The 13,314-nt window shown below is 58.6% G+C and carries 14 protein-coding genes and 1 pseudogene; 7 read left to right on the top strand and 8 right to left on the bottom strand.

Annotated features, from left to right (window positions below):
• Positions 1–9 precede the first annotated feature (9 nt).
• The 3 genes from SBC1_RS19825 to SBC1_RS19810 all read right to left on the bottom strand — a co-directional run bounded on the left by SBC1_RS19825 (position 10) and on the right by SBC1_RS19810 (position 3,218).
• Positions 10–2,094 (bottom strand): recombinase family protein, encoded by a 2,085-nt coding sequence (locus SBC1_RS19825; RefSeq protein WP_165098388.1) that lies wholly within the window; start codon positions 2,092–2,094, stop codon positions 10–12.
• Positions 2,095–2,364: 270 nt separating this feature from the next.
• Positions 2,365–2,817 (bottom strand): helix-turn-helix domain-containing protein, encoded by a 453-nt coding sequence (locus SBC1_RS19815; protein WP_165098391.1) that lies wholly within the window; start codon positions 2,815–2,817, stop codon positions 2,365–2,367.
• A 188-nt stretch (positions 2,818–3,005) separates the two neighbouring features.
• On the bottom strand, positions 3,006–3,218 hold the full coding sequence (locus SBC1_RS19810) for a DUF5372 family protein (RefSeq protein ID WP_075644113.1): 213 nt from the start codon (positions 3,216–3,218) through the stop codon (positions 3,006–3,008).
• Between the two features lie 101 nt (positions 3,219–3,319).
• Here SBC1_RS19810 and SBC1_RS19805 point away from each other — a divergent pair.
• The 5 genes and pseudogenes from SBC1_RS19805 to SBC1_RS19785 form a co-directional block, all read left to right on the top strand.
• Positions 3,320–4,102, top strand: a pseudogene (locus SBC1_RS19805) (IS21 family transposase); the annotation flags it as partial.
• 8 nt (positions 4,103–4,110) lie between these two features.
• Positions 4,111–4,899 (top strand): IS21-like element helper ATPase IstB, encoded by a 789-nt coding sequence (istB, locus tag SBC1_RS19800; protein ID WP_165098394.1) that lies wholly within the window; start codon positions 4,111–4,113, stop codon positions 4,897–4,899.
• 88 nt (positions 4,900–4,987) lie between these two features.
• On the top strand, positions 4,988–5,230 hold the full coding sequence (locus SBC1_RS19795) for a DJ-1/PfpI family protein (RefSeq protein WP_165988985.1): 243 nt from the start codon (positions 4,988–4,990) through the stop codon (positions 5,228–5,230).
• 23 nt (positions 5,231–5,253) lie between these two features.
• Positions 5,254–5,499 carry a helix-turn-helix domain-containing protein gene (locus SBC1_RS40625; RefSeq protein ID WP_165098342.1) on the top strand — a complete coding sequence of 82 codons (246 nt, stop codon included), beginning with the start codon at positions 5,254–5,256 and terminating at the stop codon, positions 5,497–5,499.
• A gap of 122 nt (positions 5,500–5,621) precedes the next feature.
• Positions 5,622–5,894, top strand: coding sequence for a hypothetical protein (locus SBC1_RS19785; RefSeq protein ID WP_165098345.1), 273 nt, complete (start codon positions 5,622–5,624; stop codon positions 5,892–5,894).
• 429 nt (positions 5,895–6,323) lie between these two features.
• Here SBC1_RS19785 and SBC1_RS19780 read toward each other — a convergent pair whose 3' ends face one another.
• On the bottom strand, positions 6,324–6,743 hold the full coding sequence (locus SBC1_RS19780; RefSeq protein ID WP_165098366.1) for a nuclear transport factor 2 family protein: 420 nt from the start codon (positions 6,741–6,743) through the stop codon (positions 6,324–6,326).
• 487 nt (positions 6,744–7,230) lie between these two features.
• Positions 7,231–8,783, bottom strand: a protein-coding gene (locus SBC1_RS19775) for an IS3 family transposase (RefSeq protein WP_241202151.1) whose coding sequence is annotated in 2 segments (ribosomal slippage) — positions 7,231–8,321 and positions 8,321–8,783 — 1,554 coding nt in all. Because the reading frame shifts where the segments join, the coding sequence is not laid out codon by codon here.
• A 73-nt stretch (positions 8,784–8,856) separates the two neighbouring features.
• Between SBC1_RS19775 and SBC1_RS19770 the strand changes: the two genes are divergently transcribed.
• Entirely contained in the window at positions 8,857–9,276 is a 420-nt protein-coding gene (locus SBC1_RS19770) for a GNAT family N-acetyltransferase (RefSeq protein WP_241202152.1), read from the top strand.
• A 330-nt stretch (positions 9,277–9,606) separates the two neighbouring features.
• Positions 9,607–11,259, top strand: coding sequence for a cyclic nucleotide-binding domain-containing thioredoxin-disulfide reductase (locus SBC1_RS19765; RefSeq protein ID WP_165988981.1), 1,653 nt, complete (start codon positions 9,607–9,609; stop codon positions 11,257–11,259).
• An 86-nt stretch (positions 11,260–11,345) separates the two neighbouring features.
• Here the strand turns inward: SBC1_RS19765 and SBC1_RS19760 are convergent, their stop codons facing one another.
• The 3 genes from SBC1_RS19760 to SBC1_RS19750 form a co-directional block, all read right to left on the bottom strand.
• Complete coding sequence (locus SBC1_RS19760) at positions 11,346–11,726, bottom strand: VOC family protein (protein WP_165098397.1); 381 nt, start codon at positions 11,724–11,726, stop codon at positions 11,346–11,348.
• A 31-nt stretch (positions 11,727–11,757) separates the two neighbouring features.
• The gene (locus SBC1_RS19755; RefSeq protein ID WP_165098400.1) at positions 11,758–12,084 is read right to left on the bottom strand and encodes a hypothetical protein; all 327 of its coding nucleotides are present in this window, start codon (positions 12,082–12,084) and stop codon (positions 11,758–11,760) included.
• Between the two features lie 173 nt (positions 12,085–12,257).
• The gene (locus SBC1_RS19750) at positions 12,258–13,004 is read right to left on the bottom strand and encodes an SDR family oxidoreductase (protein ID WP_165098403.1); all 747 of its coding nucleotides are present in this window, start codon (positions 13,002–13,004) and stop codon (positions 12,258–12,260) included.
• Between the last annotated feature and the right edge of the window lie 310 nt (positions 13,005–13,314).

Below are 13,314 nucleotides of genomic sequence, written 5' to 3'. Positions count from 1 at the left end.
GCGTACGCTTCATACTGCACCTTGTGTGGTTGATGGAACAGGGATAAAAGTCGGTTCTGTCGAACTGTAGCGGCCTCCTTGCCCTTTGACCAAGACAACGTCACCGAGGGGCTCGTAGAGGCAGCGATGCAGGTTTCCGTATCGATGCTGGTGCACCACCCCGCGCTGGCCCCACAGGTAAATGGTAGTCGGGCAGACTCCGAGTTGTTTGGCGAGCTCGTTAGCTGTCACCATGCCGCGTGCGCGCAGGCGTTCGAACCGGCTCTTGAGTCGGTAGGCGGTGCGAACAATAGATACCTTCTTATGCGTGAACGATTCGCCTTTCCAGTTTGTATAACCCAGCGCATTGAGTTGTTCGGCGACTTGCCTATCCGAGCAGGTTTCGAGGAGTTCGTCGACCTTTGCAACGACTTCGGGCAACGTCTTGCGAATTAGCGCGATAGGCTTGGGCTTGTCGATCTCCAACGATGTCGTTCGACCGCCGCGAAAACGTACATGGATAGCGATGCGTTCTGCCTTTACCAAGGTTACGTCTTCAATGAGTAAGGCGATCATTCGTTTGCGTTCCACCGGCACCACGCGTTGGTCATTCCAGACACGAGGGAAGTCTTCGGCAAGCGCGCGAATCTGGGTCCGCGCGTCGCTGCTCAGAAGCTTGTGATCGGCATGCTGAAGTCGCTCGTTCTCTTGCTGCAATGCATCCAGTACGCGCAGACGCTCATTCCAGTCTGCTTCGAGTGAGTCGGCGACGAGCCGGTTCGTTGGATCGACACTCATATATCGACGGCGCGCAAGCTCGGCGTCGTAGCGCGCTCGAACTAGTTGCTTCTGACGCTGCGCCGCGGCCTGTTTGACGCGCCCCGATATCTCATCTTCGACCGCTAACGCGACCTCGAGCACAGCTGGCGCAACGCTCTCCAAAAGCAGCGAGCCGATAGCGTCATCGATGGCGCTTCCGCGAACCGATTGGCAGGGTTTGCCTGCACGACGTACCGGATTCTCCGTGCACATATAGTAGGGCTGAAGTTTATTATCGACCTCTTGATATCGTACGCGCATGCGTGCTCCACAGGCACCGCACACGACACGCCCCTGCAGGAGGCCGACACCCTCACGTGGCATGCTGCCACGTCGATCGAGGCCGAATCCGGTTAGATTCTGCTTAAGGGTAGCCTGGTTACGTTCGAACTCGTCCCAATCGATAAAACCTGGATGAGAATTCTGAATCAGCACTTGCCAGTTCTCGCGAGCAACCTTCAGCGATGTGGATTTGCGACCGGGACGGTATGCTCCGCGGGTGCGCCCGTACACGAACGCACCGGCGTAACGAGGGTTATGCAGAATCTGAATGACCCGGCAGTGCTCCAGGGGCCCCCAAAGCAGGTCTCCCTTCCCGATTCCGCGGCGGATGCGACGCGGAAACAGCCAGCCTTCCTGGCGAAATCGCCTGACCGTCGCGGTAGCGGATGCAGCTTGCCGAAACGTGTCGAAGAGCAACTGCAGCGCTCCCCGTACTTGTTGATCAGGATCGAGCGCCACTGAGCCATTCGGGTGATAAACAAGGCCGATCGGCAAAGGCACTTCCAGTTCGCCCCGGCGTGCCTTGTTCTTGATCCCGCCTTGCAGACGACCCTTGAGAATATGAAGTTCAGCCTCACTCATGGCGCCCTTCAATCCCAGTAGAAGACGGTCGTTAAATTGACCCGGATCGTAAATTCCATCTTCGTCCAAAATCAAAGTTTGCGTGAGCGATGCAAGCTCGATCAGGCGATGCCAGTCCGCATTATTGCGCGCAAGACGGGACACTTCCAATCCCAGCACGATGCCGGCGTGACCGTTGGCCACCTCGGCAACCAAGTGCTGAAAACCGTCTCGTTCCTTAGCGCTGGATCCGGACATACCGAGATCGTTATCGACGACGTGAATACGCTCAATTGGCCAGCCGAGCGAAACGGCACGATCGCGCAGTGCATATTGCCGCTTCGTACTCTCGGTATTCTCGAACACCTGTCGAAGCGACGATTGGCGAACATAAAGAAAGGCATCTCGCCGGAGATGTTCCGAGGTGACCTTCTGAGCGGAGTTAGTAGACATGGGCAAGCTCCTCGTGGGCGCGCAGCACGAGGTTGGCCAGCACGCGTACGAGCGCACCGTTATCCCGCACTGAGTTGGAATCAAACACGGCTGGGACGGCAACTTCGGTGCACAGAGCGTGCGAGAGTTTGATCGCGAGGCCGTTCAATACACCATGAAAGCGTATTGCGGCGTGGCCTTCGGAGTGAGGACCTGTGCCGAAGAGCTCGGCCCGCAGCGCTTCGTAGCGTCCAAGCGCCGACGATGGCGAAATAAATTGAGCCGAATCGTCTACGGTTTTTTTTTGCGCGCCAGCGCGCGTTCGATACTGCGTGGGTGGACCGATAGATCCAGCGCGGTTTCTATCTCCTGCGCGAGCGCGCGAGCGTGGATGGTGTTGTCGTGCTGTAAGCGCTCTTCGATGAACGCCATAACCGTCGAGTTGAGTTTGTGTGCGCCTTTGGGCCCACGCTGTTTCGGGAGCAGCCCTGGAAGCCCCTCGCTGGCAAAGGCACTCTCTGCTTGATAGAACGTTGGCCTGGACATTCCGAACAATGCGGCCGCCTCGGCCTTGGAGGCGCCGTCGACCTGAACATGACGCAACATCTCGTACTTGACCTGAACCATGTCGTCGGGATCGAAGAAATCGCCCGATCGGAACCAGGGCGCTTGTATTCGATCGGGATGAGGATTGAGGCCGCCGAGTTCGCGTAGTCGATCTCGCTTTGACGGCGGCTTGGTCATTAGAGGATCCGTTGTTGTTAAAATGACAACTAAAATATGACAGTAAAATCAATCTGTCAAGGATTTCGATGATCGATTTACTCTGAAATAACGGCAAATTGGAGCTGGATAGACTTAAGACGTCCTGGTCAATCAGATGCTTCAGCATCATGATGACGGCGTATTTATCCTTACACGAGCGGCGAAATTTATTTGACATCGCGAGCACCTAGCAAATCGTCGATTAGCGCACGCAATCGAAGCAAGTCGTCCGTTCTAAACGAGGATCGAACTCCCGAAGCTTGCGCGAACAAATCCGGTTCCGGCACGTCTGTCCAGGATGCCAAAACCGAACGCAGGCGCTTGTTCGCGTCGAAATACATCACCCGATCCTCGCCCCAGTTCAGCCGCCGGCTGACCAAAACGAAGCTATTTCCGTGAAGCGGGTGAAATGGATGGGTGATCTCGAAGAACGCGCCTTTGACTACGCGTTGTTCCTCATGACAGACAGTTGCTGACTTACGAGAAGGGAATCGTGGAATCGGGCGTCAAATTTGTAAAGCGAGGCTTCTTGCCACTGCGGGAGTTCCGCGGTCTGGCTGACGCCAACCGCCAGATACACGCTTGGGTCATGAACGAGGCCGGCAACCGCATTCACGGGACCACCCGCGAGATGCCGCTCAAACGCTTCGCGGAAGTCGAACGAAGCCTGCTAAGCAGCTTGCCAGACGTCCCACCAGAGCTTGCGGTGTGGGCTAAGGGGAAGGTGCATCGCGACGCTCACGTTCAGTTCGAGCAGAGTTTTTACTCGGTCCCGTATCGACTGGTCGGCCAGGAGTTGTGGCTCAAGGCGACCGACACTATGGTGACACTCTATCGCGGGCAGGAATCGGTTGCCGCCCACGTGCGTCTTACCCGTCCGGGGGGCCGCCGCACCGTAGACGATCATCTGCCATCCGCTGCTCAAGCGTGGCAACTGCAGGACACTCAATGGTGTCTGGCAACTGCTGAGCAGATCGGGCCTGCCTGCTACGCCCTGGTTCATGCGCTCTTCGGCGACAAAGTCTTAATCAAGATGCGCTCGGTGCAAGGCGTGTTGCGGCTCAAACAGAAATACGGCGCGATTCGACTCGAAGCTGCTTGCTCGCGCGCCAACCATTACGGCACGCCGCATTACACGGCAGTTAAGACCATTCTGCAAAAGGGATTGGATCAGCTGACGCTGTTAAACGCCTTTGATGCGCTGGCGAGCACCTACACCGAAGGGGGCCGTTTCTGCCGCAATACACAAACCATTCTCCAATAAGGCCGGCCATGCATCCCATTCCTGAACTGACTCCACTGCTTAAACAACTGCGCTTGTCTGGCATCCTCGATTCGCTGGAAGCGCGCAACCGCGAGGCCATTGATCGCAAGCTCGCCTTCACCGAATTCCTCTCGCTGCTCATCCATGATGAAGTAGCCCGGCGCGATAACAAGAAACTCAGCTTGCGCATGCGACGCGCCAACTTCCGTAGCCAGAAGACACTCGAAGGCTTCGACTTCGATCGGCTGCCAGGTTTGAATCGAGCCGCCATCCACGATCTGGCCACGTGCCGATTCATCGACGAGAAAGTAGCCGTTCTGATCGCCGGCCCGTGTGGGACTGGCAAGAGTCATCTCGCACAAGCGCTGGGACATGCAGCTGCGCGGCAAGGACACGATGTCTTGTTCTCTACGCAAAGCCAATTGCTATCAAGTCTACGCAGCGCGGCGGCCGTGGGCACCTACGACCGCCGTTTCCAGTATCTCGCCAAGCTTCCACTTCTGATCATTGACGACTTCGGACTCAAGCCACTGCGTTCGCCGGACGATGAAGACTTCCACGACCTGATCGCCGAGCGTTATGAGCGCACGGCCACGATCTTAACTTCCAATTTGGACTTCCCGGAATGGGGTGAAGCATTCCCAGGTAACAAGATGATCGGCGCGGCAACCCTTGACCGCTTGCGTCATGGTGCCCACAAAATCGTCCTCGACGGCGAGAGCTATCGCGGACTAAAACCGGGCGTCGAGTCACCTAGAACCGAGCTTGCAAAAGGAGGCAAAATCAAGCAACCTTGATCCCCGTTCGAACCCTCCAATTGCTCGTTTCCGGTGGCGTCATTACGGCGAAAATGCCCGGCGCCATTACGCCGAAAGGTGACACCGCATGAGCAAGAGAGCACGACGCACCGCTTCCGTTTGCCTCGGAGCATTCATACTGGCCGATGCAGGCCTGCTTGAAGGAAAACGCGCGGCCACCCATTGGCATTGGGTGAACGAGCTACAGACGCGCCATCCCAATGTTCGGGTCGATCCGGAAAGCATATGGGTCGAAGATCAGGGCATCTATAATCGCCAACGTTTGAAGACCTGTGTGTCTGGATTGTCGAGAACCTCCGCAAGCCTTTGAGTGTTGAGTCCCTGGCTCAACGCATGGCAATGAGTCCCCGAAATTTCGCGCGTGTATTTCGAGCGGAGTTCGGCTGTACGCCGGCCAGTCACGTCCGTCAAAGCCGGGTAGAGGCAGCGCGCGGGCTGCTTCAGGAGTCAGGACACGGGCTTGAGAAAATTGCCGCGCACTGCCGATTTGGGAGCGATGAAGCGATGCGGAAGGCTTTCATTGACGTGCTCGGCGTTTCTCCGGGACACTACCGGACTACTTTTCAAACGCATCATTAGAATCAAGATCTCGCTGAACGGGGTTCCAGCATCCCTCATACGCTGTTCATCCTCAGATCTCCATACACCCCTCAGCGATTCACCCGACTCAACGTCACTTCAGTGCGCCTCGCGGCGTAGCGTTGCTCAACGCCGTGAAATCTCTCCATGCGATTGGCAGAATTGTTGCCCTTTTTGACATCGCCGGCGAGGTCAAGATGATCTCCGACCAGAACGTTGAACTATCCAAGGTCGTTGCGCAGGGTGGCGCCAGCGAAGTGATCGCACTGGTTCACGGTTATGGCGATCTTGCCCATGACGCCGCCGCAGGTGCTTGCTGCTGCAAAGGTTGCTGCCCGTCCACGTCCCATTCCCATAGAGGGAAGACTCCGGCGACGCTCACGCAATGCAAGTAGACCACTGCCGGGACAATGTCCGGTGAACGTCACACGCTAGACGCCCAAGCCAGCCGGCCGCCGCGTCAAGCGTAGACTCCATAGTCCATTCGCGCCAATAGCCCGAGCGGTGCGACGCGCACCCTAGCGTATGCGAGTGGTACAGCCCGACCCTCTGCGGTCGGTCGGATGAAGGCGTGTGGGGAATGGGGGCTGGTCGGATTGGTCTTCGTGGATGCCGCGGAGCACTGGCTTGCCACAACTGCCATCGGGCTCAGCCAGCGTCGGCCGATTGACCTTCTGCAAAGCTCGGAATGTACGGAACTCGTCAGACGCTGCCAGGGCGGAGAGCGGCCAGGTGCGGACGATCAAATTCTGCCTATCGGAATTTTTGAACGTCCGCTCCAGCGCGAACACATGGCGTTGACGCGCTGATCAGCAGTGGCAAACTTATGCGATCGCCGGTTGGCTGGTCCAATGCTTTTGCGGTTCATCGGTCCAGATCGAGCCGAGCGGCTGCATCGAAAGCCATGTCTCTACGAGCTTGCCTGACTCGGTGCGATAGGCCTGCATGCCTGCGCGATTACGCGGCTCTCCGGTCTGTGGGTCGTTCCATTTGAACGCAAAGCGAAACCATGCGCGGTTGCCTTCAAAAGAATGATCGTAGACGACGACACGGATGCCGGGACGGTCCGCTTGCACCTTGGCAATCTCCTCCGCGTAGGCTTCCCGTGTCACTGTCCGGTCACCCATTTCATCGTGCCTGATGTAGTGCGGGCCAACGCATTCGGGCACCAGATCAAATCGGGCTTCGTGCCATACGCTTTCCCATCGGTCGAACAATTCCCGCAACGATGTGTTTTCCGACATCAAATTACTCCCTTTGGTTTGTGACCTAGATGCGACTGGTCGTTGAATGGAAGCCCAAGCGGACGTACACGTGGCCCCGACAACCGACGTGACAAACAGTACACAGGTTCTACGGTCCACTTCGTTCCTTGCTGGACGAATTCCAAGTAATTCAAATAATACCGGAGAGCGACGGACTCAATGAGCGAACGACCGAGCTAGGTCGCAGGCGGCCATGGGACATGGGTATATTCGAAGGGCGGCACTGGGTCGGTTTCGGCTGTTCGGTGACGGATCGAAGTCGGCCCCTTCGACACGTTCGACAGCAGCGGATAGACCGTTGATAATCGGCAGATGAGCACCAGACAGCGGCCTTCATCGGTTGTTCTTTTGTCGTCCGCTACTTTAATTTCCTTTCCGACCCGCATCTTCTGCCATGACTATCGCCTTCGAATCACCCGATCAACCTGACGTGATCGGCGGTTGTCAACGTAGTTGTCGCGTCACTTCAAGCAAACTGCTTTAGTTCTTCCGGCTGCATACGCTCCGGATTGAGCCAGACTTCATCCTTCAATTCCCAATTGCGCGTCGATCGGGACCAACGCTGTGGATTGCGCTGCCTGGCCTCTGCATAAACGGCTTCACGTTGCGCGAGCACTGCGGCGGCTACGCCGTTGTGGCGCTGCGCCGGCGTGACGAATTTCAGGCCGCTGTGTTTGTGCTCCTGGTTGTACCAACGCACGAACTTCTGCGTCCAGGCACGGGCCTCATCCACGCTGCCGAACGGCCTGCGTGGATAGTCGGGCCGGTACTTGCAGGTGCGGAACAGCGACTCTGCGTACGGGTTGTCATTACTCACACGCGGGCGGCTAAACGAGGCCGCAACCCCCAAGTTCTCCAGAGTGGCAAGCATCGTCGCACCCTTCATCGGGCTGCCGTTATCCGAGTGCAGCACCAGAGGACGTCCTGCCAGGCCCTCGGCCAGACTGGCACGCCGCATCAGCAACGCGGCCAGTTCCGCCGATTCGGCTTCATGCACTTCGTGAGCAACAATCTTGCGGCTGAACACGTCCAGCATCATGTACCAGTAGTAGTACTGTCCTTTGACCGCCGCCTGCAGCCACGTGATGTCCCACGACCAGACCTGATTCGGCGCTGTCGCACAATGACTGGTCACCACCCGGGTCGAAGGCTTGCGCGCACGACCCCGGTGATGCTGCTGCGAGGCGCTGCGCAGCACGCGGTAAAAGCTCGATTCCGACGCGACATACACGCCGCGATCCGCCAGGCTTGGCACGATCTGGCTGGGCGGCAAGCTGGCAAACTCCGCACTATTGGCTACCTCAAGAATCTGTTGCCGTTCGGCCTCACTCAGCTGGTTACCCGGCGGCGGCCGTTCGGTCGTGGTACGGCCATCGGCGTGCACCGCGTCACCGTCACCCACCCAGCGCTGGAACGTGCGCAGGCTCAGGCCCAGCTCGTCGCAAGCCTTCTCCAGCCGGCAGCCTGACTGCGCCGCCTCGCGTATCAACGATACACATAACAGGCGATCCGGGACGTTGATTAATCGTCCTCTTTGTCTCCCCAGATCGCCTGGGCTTTTTTTCTCAGAATCAGCAGCGCAGCCGCTTCCGCCAGCGCCTTCTCCTTGCGCTGCAATTCCTTCTCGAGCTGCTGGATCCGCTTCTTGTCGTCCTTCGACTGATGGCGCTGCTCGCGTGCCTGCTCCGTGGCATTCGCATTGGCCGAACGGCAAGCGGCTCGCCAGGCGGATATCTGTTCTGGATAAAGACCCTTTCGACGACAATACTCGGCCAGCTCCGCTGCATTGAGCGGCGCGGTTTCCAGCACTACTGCAAACTTGTCCTCCGAAGACCATGCTTCGGGATTCTTCCCATCGCCCGGCACGGCCAACCCTTGTCCTTTCGCCTGTCGGCGCCACGTGTACAACGTCTGTTCGGTAATCCCCGTTTCTCTGGCCAGCGCCGAAACCAGCGCGTTTTCCGGTGGCATCATGCGCCGCACCAGCGCTTCTTTTCTTTCTGCTGAGTAGGTTTTCATTCACCCTGATTTTACCGCCCCCGGACCATGTCTATAAGAATCAGATAACACGACAACTATTCTGACGCCGGGGGTGATCGCGCTCATTGCTGAGTTGGACGCCTACCAGGACACCCTTTACCCGCCAGAGAGCAGACACATCCTTGACTTGGCGTCGTTGAAGCAACCGAATGTCTTGTTTGCCGTTGCGAGGGATAGTACGGGCGAGGCACTCGGCTGTGGGGCAATAGTCCTCTGCCCTGAATTTGGCGAACTCAAACGCATGTATGTCAGACCTCGAGGCCGGGGGCAAGGCGTCGCCAAGAAGCTCCTGGCTCTGCTCGAGTCCCGGGCAATAGGCTCTGGCTGTAAGCTGCTCAAGCTCGAAACCGGACCGCATCAACATGAAGCACTGGCTTTGTATGCCTCGGTCGGCTACGAGCACCGGGGACCGTTTGGCGATTACACGAACGATCCACTGAGTGTGTTCATGCAAAAACACATCGCAGCCTGAGTATTGAAACGCTCCGACCTTGGCCGCTTCGGAGGATCGGCTACCGCCGCGCTTACATGGAGGAACTGGCTCCGCCGGATAAACATTCGCATCTGAAGGTCATATACTGGCTACGTCTGCCTGCTGTCTATAGCGCGGTTGTGTTATGCGTTCGCATAACTGTTCGAGCAGTACCAGCGCGCTCGCGACGGAAGACTAACGGCCTTGTGCCCGCCTCACATCGAACGTCAGGTGGCTGAGCGGTCTGCTTGGCGCATGTCCTTTTTGTCATGCGACGACCCGAAAGCCCTTGGACCGAGTGTCATCTCACTTGCCTGTTTGGACGAAGCCATGCTGACAATCGACGACATCCGGGCGATTCCGCTGTTCTCAACACTCCCCGACAATGAACTGGAGCATCTCGCACACACGTCCGCAGACCTGCATCTGTGCGCGGGTGAGTTCGCGGTCCATGAAGGTGGAGAGGGCGCACTGTACGCCGTTCTGGCCGGCAAGATGGAAGTCATCAAGACGTTCGACGGTATCGAGCGCACGCTGGGCTGGCGTCTGCCCGGAACCATCTTTGGCGAAGTGCCGCTCGCGCTGAGTTCGCCGTTTCCAGGCGCCTATCGGGCTGCTGAACCGTCGCGTGTCATGCGCGTGGACGCTCAGCGCTACTACGTGCTTGCTGCCGCGTCGCCGGAAATTGCGTTCAAGATGGGCGCCCTTGCGCGCGAGCGCATTGGCGGATTGCAGGGCCTCTCCGCCGAGCCGCCCAAGGCCCGCGTGATCATGATTGGAAGTCGCTGGGACACCGCTTGCACGGTGTTGCGCCAGTTCCTCTCCCGCAACCAGATCAGCTACGACTGGATGACACCGGATGCGCCCGAACTGACAGCGCGCTGGCCTGGAACATGTCCGCCAGAGCAGGATTGCCCGGTATTGCGACTGGTCGACGGGACGGTGCTGAGCCGACCTACGACACGCGAGCTTGCGGAGTTGCTGGGTCTGCAGACACAGCCTCGCCTTGCCGAATACGACACGATGATCATTGGTGGCGGCCCAGCCGGTCTTGCTGCGGCGGTGTACGGTGCATCGGAAGGCTTGCGCACTGTGGTGCTGGAGCGCGAAGCGCCAGGCGGGCAAGCCGGGACCTCCTCGCGTATTGAGAACTACCTCGGCTTCCCCAACGGTGTGTCGGGCGACGAACTGGCGAGCCGTGCATTGCAGCAGGCAAGGCGGCTCGGTGCAGAGATTGTGGTGACACGGTCCGTCGCTCGAATCGATGTCGCCGGGCGTAGCGTTCACCTTGATGCAGGCGACGTCATCCGGGCGCGAACGATCATTCTCGCGACTGGCGTCACGTGGCGCCGACTTGCGATCGACGGCTTCGAGCGGTTTATCGGTAAAGGCATTTACTACGGCGCGTCGCGCAGCGAAGCGAACGCTACTCACGGACTCGACGTCTATCTGATCGGTGGAGGAAACTCGGCCGGCCAGGCCGCGTTGTACTTTGCCAATCATGCGCGCAGGGTGACGCTTGTCCTGCGGGGCGATTCGCTGGAGAAGAGCATGTCTCGATACCTTGTCGAGCAGCTTCGTGGGAAGTCAAACGTAGGGGTGCAACTGCGATCGGAAGTAGTCGGTGCGTACGGCGATACCCATCTGACAGCAATCGACGTACGCGATGGTTTGAGCGCAGAGGTGCGTCGACACGACTGTGGTGGATTGTTCGTGTTCATTGGCGCCGATGCAGAAACCGAATGGTTGCCCGCAGAAATCGCGCGCGATGTGCGCGGATATGTGCTCACCGGTGACGACGTCGTCAAGGCGGGACGCTGGTCCCATAGCCGCGATCCCTACCTCCTCGAATCGAGTGTTCCTGGCGTGTTTGCCTGCGGGGATGTGAGATTGAGCCCGGTCAAGCGCGTCGCTTCAGCGGTCGGCGAGGGCAGCATGGCGATCGCGTTCGCCCACAAATATCTGCAGCACGACGCCAGATAGCATCGGGTGCGAAGTGAGGCGTATGTGTCGTTCGAGTTGGGCGAGCCCATGAAGGGCTGCCCAAAAAGTCTCGCCGCATCGCGCGCTCAGCTCAATGGCCGGGCGAAGCTGAGTTCGTGCCCGTCGGGGTCTGTGATATGGAAATAGCGTTCGTTCCAAGGCGCATCGCTGGGTGTGGACTCCGGCGTGAATCCGGCAGCGAGCGCCTTGCGGTACATTGCATCGACGTCTGACACATAGATGATCACCCGGCCCCACCAGTTGATTGGGCCGTGCGTCTCCACGGTCAGGTTGAGAAATGACACGCCCGCCGCGAATGAAGTAAACGGTTCATTTTCTCCGCCGTGCAATAGGGAGAAGCCGAGCGCCTGGTAAAAGCGCACCGCGCTCCGCATGTCGCGGGTGGCCAATGTGATGGCGCTTAAACCATCGATCACAGGCTCGGTTCCAGCGGCGGGCAAGTTCATCGGCTGGTGTGCTCCATAACCCACACTGTTGTCAGCCTGGATGATGATGGGAGACGAGCGGCAGGACAGATATATCCGGATGCGTGCCGTCTATTATGCTTCGCCCGATGTGCCGTGCTTCCTGCACGGCGTCGTCCGCGCTCTTGAATTCGTCGTCACCGCTGGCGTGGAACTGGACGGCTTCGCCCGGCGCGTCGCCCTGCGCGCCGTGACGGCAGATAAAACCGATGTAGACATAACGGTCGCTTCCTTGCGGCGCGGCGTCTGCAGGCATCGGCTTGAACTTCAACTGGGGCAAGACGTGGATGTCAAAGCCTTCGTATTCGAAGACACGCCATAAAGTCGCTTCGTCGGGCATAGCATCCTCCCTCATATTTATTCGCTTCCGTGGATGAACGTTACTCCTTGTCTCGCTTCGAATCCATCGGGGGTTTGGACGTATTGGACCGATGTCCACTTGGCGCGTCGTAAGCCAAACTCCCTTTCGGATGATGGCTCACGTCGCAGGCCGGTTTCCTTGATGCGCGATGATTAAAGCTCCTGACGCGTGGGCCGAAACAGAATCTCGTTTACATCGACTTCTGGCGGCTGGCTGATCGCGAAGGCCACCGCCCGCGCAAATGATTCGGCAGGGATCGCATTTTCTTCGTAGAACTTATTGACGTTATCGGCTACATCCGGCTCGGTGATGCTGTTCGGCAGTTCCGTGTCCACCGCACCGGGCGAGATCACGGTCGTGCGGATGTCGTAAGCCTTCACCTCCTGACGCAGCCCCTCGGAAAGCATCAGCACCGCAGCTTTGGTGGCTGCGTAAACCGCGCTGCCAGGCCGGACCTTGTGACCGGCCACGGACGAGACGTTGATGATCTGGCCGCTTTTCTGTTGCTTCATATACGGCAAGGCCGCGCCAATGCCGTACAGCACGCCCTTGAGATTCACATCGATCGTGCGGTTCCAGTCGTCGACCTTGAGGCGCTCGAGCGGCGAGTGCGGCATCAGCCCTGCGTTATTGATCATGACGTCGACGCGCCCGAAGGTTTGTACGGCGGTGTCGACCAGTTTCTTGACGTCTTCGAATTGAGTGACGTCGGTTGCCACGGCGACGGCTTTTGCTCCACCACGGGTCAGTTCATCGGCGAGCGACTGAATGCGATCCATGCGCCGCGCGCCCAGCACGACGTGTGCGCCCTGCGCGCTCAGATGCCGCGCGGTCGCTTCGCCGAGTCCGCTGCTCGCGCCGGTGATCACGACGACTTTTCCTTCAATGTTATTGCTCATGATGTCATTCCCTCATTTGATGCGACCTTGGTCAAAGCCGCATGGTTTTCCTGGCCTGTCGCCTTTGCTGCGTCAGGTGTAGCTGTGGCAACCGGTACGAGAAGCAATGCGCACAGCACACTGCCAATCTCATCATCGTCTTGCCGGACGGCAGGGCTGGCGGCGAGCGACGTCACGCCTTCCATCGCAACGCTGGCGGACGACGCCGGCCGGGCAAAGTGTTGATCATTCGAGGGCATTGCTCCAGGTCTTGTTCCGAAAGCACGACAATCCGCGGGCGTCACGCAGCGGGGCGCCGAGCGGATTGCAG

Source organism: Caballeronia sp. SBC1 (genome assembly GCF_011493005.1).
Lineage (GTDB): Bacteria > Pseudomonadota > Gammaproteobacteria > Burkholderiales > Burkholderiaceae > Caballeronia.
Note: the sequence above shows the minus strand (reverse complement) of the source record. Positions and strands in the feature narration are given on the sequence as shown.

Coding starts and splice junctions, on each gene's coding strand:
- SBC1_RS19825 (WP_165098388.1), bottom strand. CDS start 2,094: ATGTCTACTAACTCCGCTCAGAAGGTCACCTCGGAACATCTCCGGCGA.
- SBC1_RS19815 (WP_165098391.1), bottom strand. CDS start 2,817: ATGACCAAGCCGCCGTCAAAGCGAGATCGACTACGCGAACTCGGCGGC.
- istB (WP_165098394.1), top strand. CDS start 4,111: ATGCATCCCATTCCTGAACTGACTCCACTGCTTAAACAACTGCGCTTG.
- SBC1_RS19795 (WP_165988985.1), top strand. CDS start 4,988: ATGAGCAAGAGAGCACGACGCACCGCTTCCGTTTGCCTCGGAGCATTC.
- SBC1_RS40625 (WP_165098342.1), top strand. CDS start 5,254: ATGGCAATGAGTCCCCGAAATTTCGCGCGTGTATTTCGAGCGGAGTTC.
- SBC1_RS19780 (WP_165098366.1), bottom strand. CDS start 6,743: ATGTCGGAAAACACATCGTTGCGGGAATTGTTCGACCGATGGGAAAGC.
- SBC1_RS19765 (WP_165988981.1), top strand. CDS start 9,607: ATGCTGACAATCGACGACATCCGGGCGATTCCGCTGTTCTCAACACTC.
- SBC1_RS19760 (WP_165098397.1), bottom strand. CDS start 11,726: ATGAACTTGCCCGCCGCTGGAACCGAGCCTGTGATCGATGGTTTAAGC.
- SBC1_RS19755 (WP_165098400.1), bottom strand. CDS start 12,084: ATGCCCGACGAAGCGACTTTATGGCGTGTCTTCGAATACGAAGGCTTT.
- SBC1_RS19750 (WP_165098403.1), bottom strand. CDS start 13,004: ATGAGCAATAACATTGAAGGAAAAGTCGTCGTGATCACCGGCGCGAGC.